General features: G+C 61.6%; 15 protein-coding genes. 1 reads left to right on the plus strand and 14 read right to left on the minus strand.

Features of this window, described 5'->3' with window-relative positions:
* Positions 1–3 precede the first annotated feature (3 nt).
* Positions 4–2334 carry a S8 family peptidase gene (locus G5A46_RS18595; RefSeq protein ID WP_239367961.1) on the plus strand — a complete coding sequence of 777 codons (2331 nt, stop codon included), beginning with the start codon at positions 4–6 and terminating at the stop codon, positions 2332–2334.
* A gap of 134 nt (positions 2335–2468) precedes the next feature.
* Here G5A46_RS18595 and G5A46_RS18600 read toward each other — a convergent pair whose 3' ends face one another.
* The 14 genes from G5A46_RS18600 to G5A46_RS18665 form a co-directional block, all read right to left on the minus strand.
* A complete protein-coding gene (locus G5A46_RS18600) occupies positions 2469–3050 on the minus strand; it encodes a rhomboid family intramembrane serine protease (RefSeq protein ID WP_037240359.1) in 582 nt (193 codons plus the stop codon).
* Between the two features lie 148 nt (positions 3051–3198).
* Entirely contained in the window at positions 3199–3735 is a 537-nt protein-coding gene (locus G5A46_RS18605; RefSeq protein WP_239367963.1) for a hypothetical protein, read from the minus strand.
* 154 nt (positions 3736–3889) lie between these two features.
* Complete coding sequence (locus G5A46_RS18610) at positions 3890–4612, minus strand: DUF736 family protein (protein WP_163852005.1); 723 nt, start codon at positions 4610–4612, stop codon at positions 3890–3892.
* A gap of 124 nt (positions 4613–4736) precedes the next feature.
* Positions 4737–5039 (minus strand): hypothetical protein, encoded by a 303-nt coding sequence (locus G5A46_RS18615; RefSeq protein WP_163852007.1) that lies wholly within the window; start codon positions 5037–5039, stop codon positions 4737–4739.
* Between the two features lie 100 nt (positions 5040–5139).
* Positions 5140–5601: a DUF6915 family protein gene (locus G5A46_RS18620; RefSeq protein WP_163852009.1), complete on the minus strand. Its 462-nt coding sequence runs from the start codon at positions 5599–5601 to the stop codon at positions 5140–5142.
* Position 5602: 1 nt separating this feature from the next.
* Entirely contained in the window at positions 5603–5989 is a 387-nt protein-coding gene (locus tag G5A46_RS18625) for a DUF6878 family protein (protein WP_012187349.1), read from the minus strand.
* A gap of 121 nt (positions 5990–6110) precedes the next feature.
* On the minus strand, positions 6111–10373 hold the full coding sequence (locus G5A46_RS18630) for a bifunctional class I SAM-dependent methyltransferase/DEAD/DEAH box helicase (RefSeq protein ID WP_163852010.1): 4263 nt from the start codon (positions 10371–10373) through the stop codon (positions 6111–6113).
* A gap of 106 nt (positions 10374–10479) precedes the next feature.
* A complete protein-coding gene (locus G5A46_RS18635; RefSeq protein WP_163852011.1) occupies positions 10480–10755 on the minus strand; it encodes a type II toxin-antitoxin system RelE/ParE family toxin in 276 nt (91 codons plus the stop codon).
* Complete coding sequence (locus tag G5A46_RS18640; protein ID WP_044353023.1) at positions 10742–11041, minus strand: type II toxin-antitoxin system RelB/DinJ family antitoxin; 300 nt, start codon at positions 11039–11041, stop codon at positions 10742–10744. Before G5A46_RS18640 ends, G5A46_RS18635 begins: the two co-directional genes overlap by 14 nt.
* Positions 11042–11145: 104 nt before the next feature.
* Entirely contained in the window at positions 11146–11802 is a 657-nt protein-coding gene (locus tag G5A46_RS18645) for a DUF6927 domain-containing protein (protein WP_163852012.1), read from the minus strand.
* The gene (locus G5A46_RS18650) at positions 11802–12395 is read right to left on the minus strand and encodes a regulator (RefSeq protein WP_163852013.1); all 594 of its coding nucleotides are present in this window, start codon (positions 12393–12395) and stop codon (positions 11802–11804) included. The genes G5A46_RS18645 and G5A46_RS18650 overlap by 1 nt, the downstream gene beginning before the upstream one ends.
* A gap of 72 nt (positions 12396–12467) precedes the next feature.
* A complete protein-coding gene (locus G5A46_RS18655) occupies positions 12468–14450 on the minus strand; it encodes a ParB/RepB/Spo0J family partition protein (protein ID WP_163852014.1) in 1983 nt (660 codons plus the stop codon).
* A 156-nt stretch (positions 14451–14606) separates the two neighbouring features.
* Entirely contained in the window at positions 14607–14996 is a 390-nt protein-coding gene (locus G5A46_RS18660) for a DUF3768 domain-containing protein (protein WP_163852015.1), read from the minus strand.
* Positions 14997–15083: 87 nt separating this feature from the next.
* Positions 15084–15293, minus strand: a complete 210-nt coding sequence (locus G5A46_RS18665; protein WP_163852016.1) for a DUF6330 family protein — start codon at positions 15291–15293, stop codon at positions 15084–15086.
* Positions 15294–15296 lie beyond the last annotated feature (3 nt).

A 15296-nucleotide genomic window follows, 5' to 3' on the forward strand; every position in this document is an offset into this window, starting at 1 on the left:
CTGTTGGCACAATACGATCATCTGCAACTGGTCAGAGCGAAAGAGCCTTTTGCACGCCGAAAAGACGGCAGACCCGGTCCAGCGCCCAAGCCGGGAAAGGGTCACGGAGGGCAAATACGGCGCGAAGCCGATGATGCGGTCGCACGTCAACGCGCCATCCGCCCTCCCCAATTTGTCGATCCATCCCTGATTCTGAAAGTCCACATGCATGGACTGGCCATGGAGGGAGACTGGGAACAGCTTGGACTCACGCTGTTAAATACAGACGATGACAACAATATCGTCTTGTTTTCTTCAACAGATGAACTGAGCGATTTTCGCAATAGGCTGGATGCCTATGAGGGACCAACACCTGCAGGTCAGAAGAATCCGAGCTACTCCGGTTTTATCAACCGTATCGGTAGTATTAGCACACTGGAGCCGCGCGACCGTCTCGGGATCAAGATCAAGGAAGCCGGTTTTACGGAGGTTTCTGATCTTCAAGACGGCCAAGAGTACATACTCGATGTCGAACTTTGGGAGTTCGGGACGCAGGCTGCGCGTCGTCGAAAGGCAGAAGAAATCATCGCGTTCATTGAGGAGCAGGGTGGAGAGCTATACGACCACTATTCTGGGCCATCTATCACGATGATCCGGGTCAAGGCTTCAGGGCAGTCTATCAGACCGATTTTTTCTGTTCCTGAAGTAGCTTTTATTGACCTTCCACCGGAGCCGGACATCGAAGCCAATCAGATCGTCCAGTTCGCGCTAGATGATGTTCCGCCCGTTGCGCCTCTTGACCCTGATCTGCCAATCATTGCTGTGTTGGATACGGGCGTGAACGATCATCCATTCCTCGCGGATGCGATCGTCGCGCGCGAGGCCTTTCCCAGCGAGCTCGGTGAAGCAGATATTGCCGGACACGGGACGGCAGTGGCCGGTGTTGCCGCGCTTGGTGATTTAAGGTCGCAGCTCGACGGAACCTCTTTGCAACGTGTGGCGAGAATTATCTCGGCAAAGGTGGTAACGGACGAGCGGAAGTTTTTTGATCGTCGGACGCTGCCGAGCCAGATGAGACAAACGATCCAGAGCCTAAATGCAAGTCATGGATGCCGGATATTCGTGATCTCTCTCGGCGACACGAAGGCTAACTTTGAGCAAGGACGCGTTGGTCCTTGGGCAACGACGCTGGATGAGTTGGCACGTGAGTTGAACGTCCTGATCTTTGTGTCAGCGGGAAACCGGCCCCCTCGTGGCGGTACATCAGTTGAGCAAGGCGTGACCCAATATCCGGGCTATCTCCTTGAAGTCGCAAACCGTGTATGTGAACCTGCTGGAGGCGCGAACATCGTGACGGTTGGTGCATTGGCTCATGCAAACGGCATTGGCCCTCAGCATGAATTTGATGCGCATATTCAGCCCATCACCGAGCGAGATGAACCTGCACCTTTCACGCGCACTGGCCCAGGCGCCGGAGGCATGACCAAACCTGATTTCGTCGACTATGGCGGGACAATGGTTTTTGATGCCGTGGCGAGGCGTTTGCAGACGGCCCCTCATCTGGCGACGGCAGGCCTGATTACAACAAACCACGATTTCTTGCGTCAATTGCTTACAAGCAAAAGCGGCACGTCTTTCGCCGCACCGATGTTAGCGAACAGGGCTGCGCAGTTGGTCAGACGTTTCCCCGGGGCATCAGCCAATCTGATCAAAGCGCTTCTGGCGAATTCCGCGACTGTTCCAGAGGCTTCCACTCGACGACTGTTGGCTCTTGATGCGCGTGATCATTCAAGAGTCCATGGTATTGGCCTCGTCGACACCTTGCGTGCGGCCTACTCGGATGATCACCGCGTTGTTTACTTCGTGGAAGACAGTCTGGAACTGGACCATTTCGCAGTCTATCGGTTGCCAATACCGATTGAGTTTCAGACAGGAGGAAAACGCACTATTCGGGTTTCTCTGGCGTATGATCCTCCGGTGAAAAGAACCCGCGCAGAGTATATCGGCACGCGTATGAATTTTCGCCTTATTCGGGGCTGCCCGGTCGATCACGTCTTCGAGTATTTTCGCTCTCGGGTGGGAGAGGGAACGGATCCCCCAGAGATGGCGGGAAAATATGATTGTGATCTGGTGCCCAAGAAGAACGCTCGCGACAAAAACACAATCCAAAGCGCCTCGATATCGTTCTCAGCCGACACAACACAATATGGCGGTGAATATCATCTGGTAGTACGTTGCGTGGGTGGCTGGGCTATGGATCAGGAGATCCGTCAAAACTTCGCGCTGGTAGTCGAACTGGAGCACCATGCTCAAGTGCAGCTGTATGCAAGGCTACGGCCGAGATTGCGGACCTGAAGACCCCGACATTTTCTAGCAATTTTTGCGCGGCTATCGGTAATCTTCGGACTAACAAACGTCAGCTTCGAGCAAGCCGCGCTGCGGCGAACTTTGCGCTCATCGAACGGCCGGAATCGGCCGAGTGTACGGCTTCAGTCCAGATCGACGCTGCCGAGGCGCGGCGCATGGACATGCGTCCGGATTAGGAACGCAGCGCCCGCGCCCGCGATAGCGCCGAAGAGATGCGCCTCCCACGACACGCCGGGTTGGCCCGGAAGAACGCCCCAGAGAATAGAGCCATAGAGGACACCGACCACCAGTGCCGCGCCCAGCGTGATCGGGGAGCGATCCACAAGACCGCGCGCGATGAGGAAGCCGAACCAGCCGAAGACCAGCCCTGACGCTCCGATATGGATGGCGGAGCTTCCGAACAGCCAGACAAGAGCGCCGCCGAGGCCGATCACCACGGCATTCACCGACAGCAAGCCTCGCGTGGTTGTTGCCACCAGCAGCCCACCCATCACCAGGAGCGGCGGCGTATTGGCCATCAGGTGCGAGAAGCTCCCATGCAGGAGGGGCATAGCGATGACACCATCTAACCCGCTGCCGTGCCTGGGGATCAGGCCGAAGGCCGGGTTCAGGCCGTAGCCGGTGATCCAATTGACAACCTGAACCGCCCAGAGCAGCGCGACAAAGGCGGCAAGCGCCGCGGTGCGCCGGAAGAAGACGCGCATATGATCCCGGTTCATCATGTTGGCGACAGTAGTCGTCCCCACAGCGCCTTCAACGGCTTTCGCGCGCTGCACAGGGTGCCACCTCCGGGAAAGGGGGTTCGCGGCGGCCAAACTCGGTAGGGCTCAAGCCAAGAGAATGGCTCCGATCTTACACGGTGTTCCCAGGCCGCAGCGGCATGATTTCACGCTCGGGGCGCTTCAACGCTTCGGCATATTTGCGGGCATTGTCGTCAATCGCGCCGTGCCAGAGCTTTGAGACAAAGGCCTGGGCGTCTTGAACGGTCATGTCCTTCAGCGAAGAGGACAGCGCCATGAAGAGCTCATCCTCGCTGATCGCGGCGGCATAGTGCATGGCGTCCGCGTAAAATGATGGATCGTTGAGAACCTGATCGCTCAGGGGCATCCGCGCGAGGTTCTCTTCCGGGATCGCCATAAAGATCGTGTCCTGAAGGTCGGTCAGATAGGCGCGGCGCGATGTGGACGCCGGCTTTCCCGCCGCCTTGGCCTCCAGATATGCATGCCTTGTCCTGTCGAGCTTTGCCCTTGCATGGGTCATGATGACATCACGCTGTCGTTCAGGCAGCGCAAATCCGGTGCAACGCTGGATATGAGCAAGAAGCTCTTCAACCTCGGCGTCTACATCAAAGCTCTCGAACCACGGAGCTTTTCCCAGTCTCGCCACCATGTGCCCACCCTCGACCATTCAATAATATATTATCGTATATCATATTCAGCAGATCGCAAGCAGATGCGTGCTTCGTGCAGCCAGACATGGAAAAAGGGGAACCGTGGTATCACGGCTCCCCTTTCGGTTCAGATCGTCTTCTCTCGCGCGCTGGTCATGCGACCAATGACAACCCCGCGTCCTGAGGCTGCTCACCGCTGTCGATGAACGGGATGATCGAGAAGGTCTGGCCACCGCGCTGCTCCTCGTTTTGCACGGCGTTGACGCGCAGGTCGCCATCAGGCGTGTTGATCAGCAGCGACAGGTAGTCGTTGCCCGTGCGGCTGCTTTTCGCCATCCACGCCGAGCCGACGCGGATCGGTGTGCCCCGGGGCGAGCTGATCTCGATACGGTAATCGGGGTGGGTTTCCTCGGATTTGTAGCTGTTCTCGATCAGCATGAATTCCAGATCGAACATCATGTTGGCGATGTAGCCGGTGAAGGCGTTGTCGGCGTCCATGGCGGTGAGCTCGCCCGAGATCGAGCCGGATTTCATCAGGCCGTTCGAGACCAGCGGGATGATCTCGAATTCGCCGCTCTGGGCCGCGCGCGCCTCTTTCGTCTGCACCGCGTTGACCCGGAACGGGCCTAAGCCGACATCGATCTGCATCGAGATGTAGGGGTTGCCGCTGGTATTGCCGGTCTCGTTCCAGGCCGTGCCGATGCGCACCTTGCGGCCTGATTTGTTGACTGCCGTCACGTCAAAATCCGGGCTGCGCTCGGACATCTTCGGGCGGGTCTCAAGCTGGATGGCGATGTCAAAGCGCGTCGAGTGGATCATGCCGGTGTATTCGGCGGCTGCGGTCTCGACATTGCGGGTGAGGGTTCCTGCGAACATGGGATGGTTCCTTTTGGATTGGCCGGTGCCTGACGTTCTTGCCAACGCATCCGGGATTGCTTTCTCGACCCCTCTTGGGATCACAAATCAGAAAGCTCGCTTTCCTTTCAGCCCCGCCCACGGGTCAGAGCTGCCGTCCGAGTGGGAAGGCCCCCGCGCCTCCGGGTGCTACGCCCCTCCCCTGCCCGTCTGGTCTTGATTGGCTGCCCGGATTTTCTGCGGCGTCCTTCGATTGCGCGACGAAGAACTCCGTTTCTTTTCCGTTCAACCGGTGCCCGCTCCGGTCGGTCAGACCGATGCAGCTTCCGTTCGGCACATAGGTGATGAGGTACTGACCGAGCCTGTCCTTGTGGACAACGTAGCCGGTATTGGCCCAATGCACGGTCTGCCCGGCATCAACCGCGGCTTTGATTTCATCGAGTGTCATGCGAACCTCCTCAAGAAGAATGGTGGGGAAACGACGCAAGAAGCCCGGTCGTCCAACCGGGCTTCCATGCAGCATTTGTTTGGCCAACGGCCGAGAGCTGTCAGGTACCTTGCGTGGCTTGCGTCGCGCGCGCCGCCATCCAATCCTTCAGGCCAAGAACCGTTCTTCCGGCGGCGACCTCGGAGGCCCAGGCAACCCTTGGGTCGCCGCAGGGCTCATCGCCGGAATGCCGGTCGATGTGGCCATTGGCCATCCATGGCTCAGGCTGGATCCGTCGCAGCCAGTCCGCCATGCTCGGGATGCGGCCTTGGCAGTCTTCACGGATATGCTGCTCGCCGATCCAGCGCACGGGGATGTCGCGGCCCGCACTATTGGTCAGTGTCGGGCCAAAAACCCGTTGGGCCTCAAACAGGCCTTGCGCATGGTGACGCATGGCGCGGTGCGTGAAGAGCGCGAGGTGCTCTTTCGAGGCATCGAACCAATCGTGCACAGACTGATAGTCAGACGGCACCCCGCCGAATTTCTGGGCCGAGCTTTCAGCATGATGAAGCGGATGCGCCATCTCACAGTCCCTCGTCATAGCTGTGCGAGCATTCAACGTAGCGGTCCGCATGATCGAGCGTGATGCTGTCGGCTGCTATGTCCCAGGTCAGCGTGCCGTAGCCGCCCTCGTTGTTTTCGAACCCCGGGTGATGGTGATAGGCGAGCGACCAGGCGAAGTCGCCCACCTCGGTGGCAAGCGGCTCCGGCAGTTGGACCTCTGCAGGCTGCACCGTCACATCCTCGACATTGCCGGAATCGCCATAGCCTTCGTATTCGGCGGTGACCTCGCTGATGCCAAGCGCGCGTAGTTGCGCAAGCAGCTCCGCTCGGGATGCCTTCAGGGTGGTTTCGCGCTCTGCACGCCACTGAGCCGCCATTGCGGCATAGTCGATCTGGGGATTGGTCATGGGTCTGTCCTCTTATCTGAATTTGGGGGGCCGGGCCTGGCATTGGTCAGCGCGCGCCCGGAAAGCGCAGATCGGCCAAATCCCGATCCACGCCGCCCGACCGGAAGCCCGCTTTGACTTTTCAGGCGGCTTGTTCTGACGTCATGGCGGCTTCCTGCCCCACGATCCGGGCCAGAATGCTTCCCGTGTCGATCCCGTCCCCATGCGGCAGGAACACCCGTAGCTGGAAGGCTATGATCTCGGTGAAGCAGCCGAGGGCCTTGAGGCCATCAATCATGCCCCTGTCAACGCCGCACAACTCAAGGCGCATCTCGCCTGCGACACGGCGACGGGTCAGGGTGAGACCCCGGCCCAGATCGACCGGCGCAGTGGTGCCGAGGGCGGCGGTCAACATCTCCTGCGGTGTTTGCGGGTTGGACACGAGGAAGCGGGCGCGCAGCGCGGCCGCCCCTTCCTCGCTCAGCGTGCGCCCGATCATGGCGGTCGCCCCATCGGGCGTGACCCGGTAGATGCGCTCATTGGTGTTCGGAATATCCTTCCAGATCGGCAACAAGAGCCCGGTCAGCAGGTAGAGCTTGGTTGTGGTGGTTTTTGGCAGGGACGCTGCCTCGGCATCCCAAAGCCATGCGAACTCAGGCTTGCCGATCTCTTCCCAAGCCGAGGACTCAAACCGTGCCTCTTCGAGATAGCTCGACCCGTTTGGCCGCACCGCCTTGCGCATCAGCGTGACAGTGTCCTCGTCATACATCTGCATTGGCCGCGCCGAGATGAGCGCCGCGCGACCCGACGCGCGGTTGACCATCGGCAGCTTATCGAAATTGCGCGACAGGGCGTCATCCGCCGAAAGCACATGGACCGGGTCGGTGACTTCAAGTCCAATGATCCGCGTCACGGCGCCGGATTTCGGGCAGGTCCAGAGATCCTCTGTGGATACCTGTTCGATCTTTTCGCCACGCAGAGTTTCCACGCCGAGATCGAGCGTGCCCGCCGCGCGCGCCCGCTCAGACTGATCGGCAATCCGCCTCATGAACTCGGCAAAGAGCGCGTTCTGCATGTGGATGGGCAGGGCCAGAACCCGGTTGAGAAACCGCTGGATCGGGGGAAGCTCCTCAAGGAGCACCCCGTCCTTGTCGATCAGCCGCAGGGCCGTCCAGTCGGTGAAGCTCTCGTAGCTCATCGCCTCAGCGCGCCCGGCGGCAAGATCGGCGAAATACCCACGCAATGCCGCTCGCGCGATCGGGCTTTCGAGATTGTCCTCCTGGCGGAACATGCCTTGCGAGCCGGTCTCGCGCTGGCCCTTGGTCAGGGCCCCCAGCTGGTCGAGGCGCTTGGCGATCGTCGAGGTGAAACGTTTTTCGCCATGCACATCCGAGGTGCAGACCCGGAAGAAGGGCGCGCTGACCTGAGCCGAGCGATGCGTGCGCCCGAGCCCCTGGATGGCCGCATCCGCGCGCCAGCCGGGCTCCAACAGGTAGTGCCGCCGCCGTTTCTGGTTCTTCGCCGTTTGCGCCGCATGATAGGACCGGCCCGTCCCGCCCGCATCGGAGAAGATCAGGATATCCTTATCGCCGTCCATGAAGGCTTGGGTCTCGGATGAATTGCTGCTGGCGGCGCGCTTCTCGATGAAGAGATGGCCGTCCTCGGCTTTGATGGGTCGGATGGACCGCCCCGTGACTTCTGCCACGGCCTCGTAGCCAAAAGCCCAGAGGATCTGATCGAGCGCCGAGGGGATCGGGGCGAGCGTCATCAACTCCAGCATGGCCGCATCGCGCAGGGCGAGCGCCTCGCGCGAGACAACGAGCGCGCCGGTCTCATCCCGCAAGGGTTCCGCCACCATGTTGCCGTCAATCTCCACGAGCTTTTGCGCATGAATCGGGAAGGCCTGTTCGAGGTATCCCAGGACGTAGTCGCGCGGCGTTAGCGCGCCCTCGACCAGCTCGTCCTCCGGGTCCATCGTCTCAAGCCGACGTTTCAGCAGGCTTTCGCCTGTAGAGACCACCTGAATGACGCAAGCCTTGCCCGCTGCCAGATCGTCCTTGATGGCGCGGATGATGCTCGGGGCTTTCATGCCCATCAGGAGATGGTTGAAGAAGCGCTGCTTCGTGCTCTCGAAGCGGGACTTGGCCGAGGCGCGTGCGGCCGACGCATTAGTTTCCCCCGAGGCGTCGTTGACGCCGGTCGCCGTCAGCGCCGCTTCGAGATTGTGGTGGATCGTCCGAAACGCACCCGCATAGGCGTCGTAGATCTCGATCTGGGCCGGGGTGAGCGCGTGTTCGAGCACGTCATACTCCACGCCGTCGAAGCTGAGGGCACGGGCCGTGTAGAGCCCGAGCGTCTTGAGATCGCGCGCGACCACCTCCATGGCGGCGACACCGCCGGCTTCCATCGCAGAAACGAAGCTCTCGCGGCTTGGGAAGGGGTATTCGGGGCCCTGCCCCCAGAGCCCCAGCCGCGCGGCATAGGCGAGGTTGTGGACGCTCGTCGCACCCGTGGCCGAGATGTAGAAGACGCGAGCGCGGGGTGCTGCCAGTTGCAGCCGGAGGCCAGCAAGGCCCTGCTGGGAGGGTTTGACCCCCCTGCCCTGCTCGGACCCGGCCGCGTTCTGCATGGCATGGGCCTCATCAAAGGCCAGTACGCCTTCAAAGTCTTCGCCCATCCAGTCGAGGATCTGGCACAGTCGTGTGGTGCCGCATTTGCCCGCCGAGCGCAGCGTGGCGTAGGTCACGAACAGGATGCCATCACCCATCTGGATCGGTTGGTCCGGTTTCCATTTGGAGAGCGGCTGAATGTCGGCGGGCGAGCCGCCGAGATCGGTCCAGTCGCGGATCGCGTCCTCGATGAGCGTGGCGGATTTGGAGACCCAGATCGCCTTCCTGCGCCCAGCGAGCCAGTTCACCAGGATGAGCCCGGCGCATTCGCGCCCCTTGCCGCAGCCCGTGCCGTCACCGAGGAAGTAGCCAAGGCGATAAGCATTGGCGTCCGGGTCATCATCGGCACGGGTGAGTTTGGTCTGGTCGTCGTCGATGGTGAACCGCCCCGGCAGGTCACGCCCATGGGCATCATTGGCCATGATGATGGTCTCGAGCTGAGCCTCGGAGAGATGCCCATCCTCGATCAGCCTGGCAGGCAGGCGCAATTCCGCACTGGCCGCGCCAGAAGGCACGGGCGGCGCCACGGAAGCCATGGCGATGCTTTCGACCAAGGGCGTGGGATGTTCCTGCGCACCCGCGATCTCGATCCGCTGAGGGCGATAGCGCGCATAGATATCCGAGACGGGCGTGTTGTCGCGCGCGGCCTCAAGGCTTGTGAAAGTGAGCGGTATGGCGGCGTTGGTCTGAGCGTTGGACGCCACAACTCTAGCAACTGGTCGCTTGCGCGTGACAGGTACTGGACCGACCGATCGCGCATGAGGGTTTTTCGCCGCCTGTTGTACGGGGCGCGCCTCGGGCCGGGTTGCGGCCACGGCGTCGGCAAAAGGAAGGGCTTCATCCAAGTCCCTGACGCTGGCGCGGATCATCTCTCCGTCCTCCTGCACCTTGTCGAAGACCATCAGCTGGGTTTCCACAGAGGTGCCGAGCTTGCGGTAAACCTGTCCCGGCATCGTGAGGGCCAAGCGCGGCGTCAGGAGACCGCAAGCGCGGGACCAATGCGCGGCATCGCGTTCGGGCGTGAATCCCGGCGGCATGATCGCCACCAGCCGCCCGCCATGCGCGAGACGCTTTGCAGCCGCAATGAGATGTTTGGCGGCGATGTGCTTGTCGCGGGAGCGATCGACCGAGGAGGCGAACGGCGGGTTCATCACCACGATGTCGGGTAGAACCGGCGTCTGCAGCAGATCGTCGATATGCTCGCCGTCATGGCCCGTCGCCTCGCCGCCGAAGACCGCGCGCAATAGGCTATGGCGAAAGGGGTCGATTTCATTGAGAGAAAGCGTGGCACCGGCCCGGGCAGCAAAACCGGCCAAAGCACCGGTGCCAGCCGAGGGCTCCAGCACGGTCTCGCCCTTGCGAATGGCTGCCGCCCGCACGGCCAAGGCGGCAAATGGCAGTGGCGTGGAAAACTGCTGCAACCGGATCTGCTGCTCGGAGCGGCGGGTTTCCGTCAGCAGCCGTGAGGCAAGCAGTTTTGCGGCGAAGTAATCATCCTCACTGTTATCGCCACGTAGCAGCGCCTGCACAGCCGCCGCCTGCATCAGGTCATAGGCCTTCCGCCAGTCCCAGGCGCCCCCGGCATCACTGCCAAGAAAGGTCTCTCGCATGATGCGTGCGAGCGCTGAGCTGCGCAGGGGTTGGTGGTCGATCTCCGTGCCGATCTGCTCGAGGGCAGAGACGAAGTTAGCTTTGGATTCAATAGGATCGGGGAGCGTTGAGCAGGGCTTGGACATGGGGAATTCCTTTGGATCAGGGTCTGAGTTCCAAAGGAGAGAAAGCCCGCTCTACACTTTGAAGGCGTAGAGTGGGCAATTTCTTAGCGGGGGGCCTGCACCCCCATCATGGCCACTGCTGCGCAGCATGAAGAACGCGTAAAATGGTCACCATCTCAAGGCTTTCAGCATAAACCACGATGTAGTTCGGCCGAATAACCATCTCCCTAGTCCCGTCCACACGGCCCGCGCGGTACATCTGAGGGCGTTCTGGAAGGAGGGACGTCTTGTGTTCAATCTCGTCTTTGAGAACTTGGGCGGCATCCGGGTTGTCGTCAGAGATGTAGCCAATGATTGCCAGCAAGTCGGCGATGGCCGTCGCTTTCCATTCAAGATTTGGCAAGGCGCTTCCCGTCAATCAATGCCTGAGCGTCTTGCATCGCCTTGGCATGGGGCGTTGTGGGCCTTGGATCGTCTAGCGCTTCCTGTACCTTCGCCCGGAACCAGGCGTCATAGGCATCCGGATCAGCGGTCAATCCGGCAGGCAAGCCGCCTTCTGCGGCCACGCGGGTCAGAAGAATACGCACCGCGTCGGAGAGCGTCAGACCGACGCCCGCAAGTGCGTCCGAAGCCTGTGCTTTCAGCTGATCGTCAACACGGACATGAAGCATGGATGTTTGGGCAGGCATGGATGGTCCTCCAGTTGATGGGAGCGATGTATCTCATTTGAGATACGATTTCAAGGCGGCAGTATGTGTGCACGTGGTCCCGTGGTGTTGTCTCCGCGGGAAACTCAGCCACCCTGCCCCGCGAGATACTCCGCCAGCACCGGGCTGGCAGCACCTTTCGCGGAGCTGAGCAGCTCAGAACCCGCAAGCGTGGCCTTCGAGAGGCGTACGAGCCCGCCGGTTTCCTCGATCCGGTAGCAGCGGCGTTTTTGTCGCCCCCGCTTGTAGTGGGTCGCGGTGACGATCTGGCATGTACTGCCATCGGTGAGCGTCACAGGGGTGGCGAGCCTGATCTTGTCGCCTTCCTCGTAGTTCGGGATCGAAGCCCATTCCCGGCAGCGCTGGCGCCAGTCCCGGGCGTAGCTGTCCGGGTCTTTCAGGTCGGAGAGAAGTTCGATCAGCGCAAGGGGCGCGCGCGACGCGTTCGGGCCAGCGCTTTCCTCCATATCCTTGTAGCCCCAACACCCATCATCGTAGGCGGTGAGGAAGACGGCGGCGAAAGTGATCGAGCCGTCAGGATCGGTGACATAGGTCGCGTCCTCGACAGGGGTGCCATCACGATTGGTAACCCTAGCCGCCGCATACCAGGTTGAGCCGACCTTGCAGGCTTTCACCAGTTCGGTTTTGCGCGTGTCGCCCTCAAAGGTGCAAAGCCGGGTGATCTCTGCTTTCTCATCCGCGTAGGATTTGACGCGGCGATCGGTGTAGAAGAGCCAACCCATCAAGCCGCCCTCCGATCATCAATCTCCATCAGCGCATCGAGCGGCACGCGGTAGGGCTGCATGGCGTCGAAATCCTCGCAATTGCCGCAGTTCTGCACGATCGCGAAGGTGTCGCAGGCATCCTTGAGGATGACCCGGAAGGTGCCGCCGAGGCCCGAGGGCACTTCGTAGGTCCCGCCGATGAGATAATCCGAGGCCCGGCGCACGAAGACGCGGATGCTGTGGCCATCGGTGGCGAGCCGGATGGCCCCTCGCCCCCGGTCGATGAGCACCTGCACGTCATCCAGGATGTCGGTGTAGAACTGGCCGGTCAGATCGCGAAACGCCATGCGGCGCTGCGCCATCCAGTCGGTGTCCCGAAACGGGTTCATGCCATCGGCGAAGGCGAAGGAGGGATCGGCCTGTTCGGTGGTGACGATACGGGTGGTCGTGCCATCGATGCCGTTCGAGCGCAGATGCACACCATTGCCGACGATGAGGATCAGGGCCGGCCTGTCCACGAGCCCGTTCCAGTTGGGCAGGAAGGTCTTGCAGGCGCGCGCATGTGCGATTTGCGCCGCGACAGCGGAGGCAGAGAACTTGAGAATAGCCATGGGGATGTCTTTCCGTTGGGTGTGGGAGGGTCGACCCGCGCGGGGAACGCCTCGCGCGGGTCGCGTGATGGCTCAGGCCGCTTGCGCGACCTCGCCGTCAGGTTCCGGGGTTTCCGCAGTTGGCTCCGCCTCATCAAAGGCGATACCGGCGGTCTGCATCATCGGCGGGCACCAGGCGGCCACGGCAGCGCGCTGCGCGTCCGTGAGTGTGGCGAAGGGCTCTGCAAAGAGCTTGTCGCAGAAGGCGACGATTTTCTTCTTGCTCGACGAGGCCAGCGTCACAGCCTCCTGGGCGAGACCCAGATCCTCGCCGAGGATCTTCAGGAGCCAGGCCTTCTTGAAGCGGTTGAAGAGGGCCGCATTCGGCGTCCAGTGGGCGCGGATGTCGGGCATGATCTCGATCTCGAACGCATGCATCAGGCTGTCGCGCTGGCGGTCCCGCGCGAAGCAGGACTGCGTGGTGCTGGCCGTGGCATAGGCCACGAGCTTGGCCTTCTCGCCGGCCTCCAGCGCGCGAAACGCCGCGAACTGATCGGCGGGCGCGCGGGTGTCATCGAGCCACGAGAGATCAAGCGCATCATGCGCCGCCGCCACCTGCTCAAGCGAGGTCTCGTCAATCTCGTCCATCTTGGCATGGCTGCGGTATTCCTTGCGGGCCTCGACCTTGATCGCCTGCGTGACACTCATTCCGCTGGCCAGAACGTCACTGACCAGCTTGAAGAGCGTCAGATCGAGCGTGGCCTCCGGATGCAGCGCCATCGCGGCCCCAAGCGCCATGGCTCGCTCGGTCTTGAGGTCCTCAGCCAGTGAGGCTGGATAGGTGATTTCGCCGGCGTCTGGGGCCTCCTCCCCGGTCGGGCTAGCCGAGGAGCCGCGCGCGCCCTCCTTTTTGACGGTGTCTTCCGGGCGGACGAGGCCAACATGCAGGGTCACCTGCCCGCCCGACCACGACGCGATCACCCCGGACCGCGCGAGGTCCTCGGTGCTGTAGGCCTCCTGCAGGTCGCGGGCTTCCTCTTCCAGAGCGTCGACGCGGTCGTAAAGGGCATTGTAGGCACCGTCCTCGAGCCCCTCATCCTCCATCTCGAGCTGCAATTTCTCAAGCTCGGTGGTGATCTCATCGATGCGCTTCTGGGCAGCCTCATCCGGCTCGATCGGGCCGGGATAGACGCGGCCATAGTCGGCCATGGTCGCGTAGTCATAGCGCACCATCGCATCGGCCCAGGCAAACCCTAGCCTCATACGGGCCTCTTCGGCAGCGGCACCGAGCTTTTCGAGCAAGATGGTCTCGACCAGCGCCGCATCCTCCAGCACGGAATGCTCTTCCAGCAGATCGGCTGCGACGGCCCCGCCGCGGGCCTCGTAGTCCGCGCGCACGAAAGCCCCGATATCATCGCTGACCTGCACGCCGCGGGATTTGAGGGCCTGTCGCACCGTGTAGGCCTGCAGATAACCGCCGTCTTTCGTGAGCGCCTCGAACACCTCGCGCTGCGCCTCCTGGCTCGGGTGCTCGGCGAAGGCTTTCATCGTGTCGAGCGTGATCACCTTGGCGCGGGCCGCGGCGCGGATGTCGGGATGGATCAGGCCATAGCGCAACCGGCCTTTGACGGCGGTGACGGTCGTGCCGAAGGTCTTTGCGATGGTCTCGGGCGTCTGGCCGTCGACCTCCATCATCCGCGCGAAGGCTTCGAACTCGTCGATCGCGTTCATGGGGGCCTGGGTGATGTTCTCGGCGAGCGACAGCGCCGTGGTCAAGTCACAGTCCTCCGGCACAAGGCGGCAGTCGACCTTGGTTTTCGCTGTGAACCCCTTGGTGGCCTTGTCTGCGACCAGCTCCTTCAGCGCGGCATGGCGTCGGCCACCAGCCAGCACGGCGTATTTGCCGTCGAGCTTCTGGACCATGAGCGGCTGGAGCAGGCCCAGCACAGCGATACTGGCCTTCAGATGGGCGATGTTTTCAGGGTCATAGGTTTCCGGCGCGTTGCTGCGCACATTGGCGGGATGCGGGACGAGATCGCCGATAGCGACGGTAAGGGGAGCAAAGCTTGTGGTCATGGGATATCCTTCCAGGAGGGTGAGGTGTGGCCCGCGCCTTCAAGCGCGTGACCAATCCCCGGCTTCAGGGATCACCACGACAAAAGGCCCGCTTTGCCTTTTTGAGGGGCAGCGGGCCTTCATCGTCTCATATGTCAGGGGGAGGAGTCCCCTGCCCTACCAGTCGCGCGCCAGCATGATGGTCAGCACGCGGACGGTTGTGGCGGGATTGTCCGGGGCCTCAGCCCCGTAGCGGAAATCCGAATCCGCCTCATAGAGATCGATTTTCCAGAACACGGTCTCGCCCCGGATCTCGACCGCCCCGAAATCGTGCCATCCCTCGGGATCATTCTCAGGCTCGAATGTTGCAAATTCACCGGTGGCCTTCACCGCCTCGGCCATGAAGCCGTCGCTGGCCTCCATAAGCGAGCGGGTGACATGCATCCGGCCCTGGATGGGCTGGGCGGGCGGCACTCCAAGGCACGCGAGCTTGCGAAACGCGTCGTTCTGCGCCGCGATCACACTCGGATCCGGACGGTCTGGCTGGGGTTGAACATTCATGGACATGGGGATCTCCTTTGAGAAGTTGAAACACCCTTCCCAAAGCCAGCTTTTTCTTTTCTGCTTGGCGGAAGTACCGAAGCAGAAGGTGCCCTACCCGAACAGCCCCTTGGGTCTGTAATTCGGGTTGGGGATAGTTTCGATCCAGCCGCCTTGTTCTTTGATGCTCTCGAGCGCTGCCGAGAACGGATAAGCGCCCTCGGACTGGCTCCACCAGTAGGCACCGCGTTTGAAGGTGATGATCTTGCGGCGGCCGTCTTCGAAGCAGGCCACCCGCAGCGTCTTGGGTTCCTTGCGTGACATGCG

It is taken from the genome of Pseudooceanicola aestuarii (assembly GCF_010614805.1).
Taxonomy (GTDB): Bacteria; Pseudomonadota; Alphaproteobacteria; order Rhodobacterales; family Rhodobacteraceae; genus Pseudooceanicola; species Pseudooceanicola aestuarii.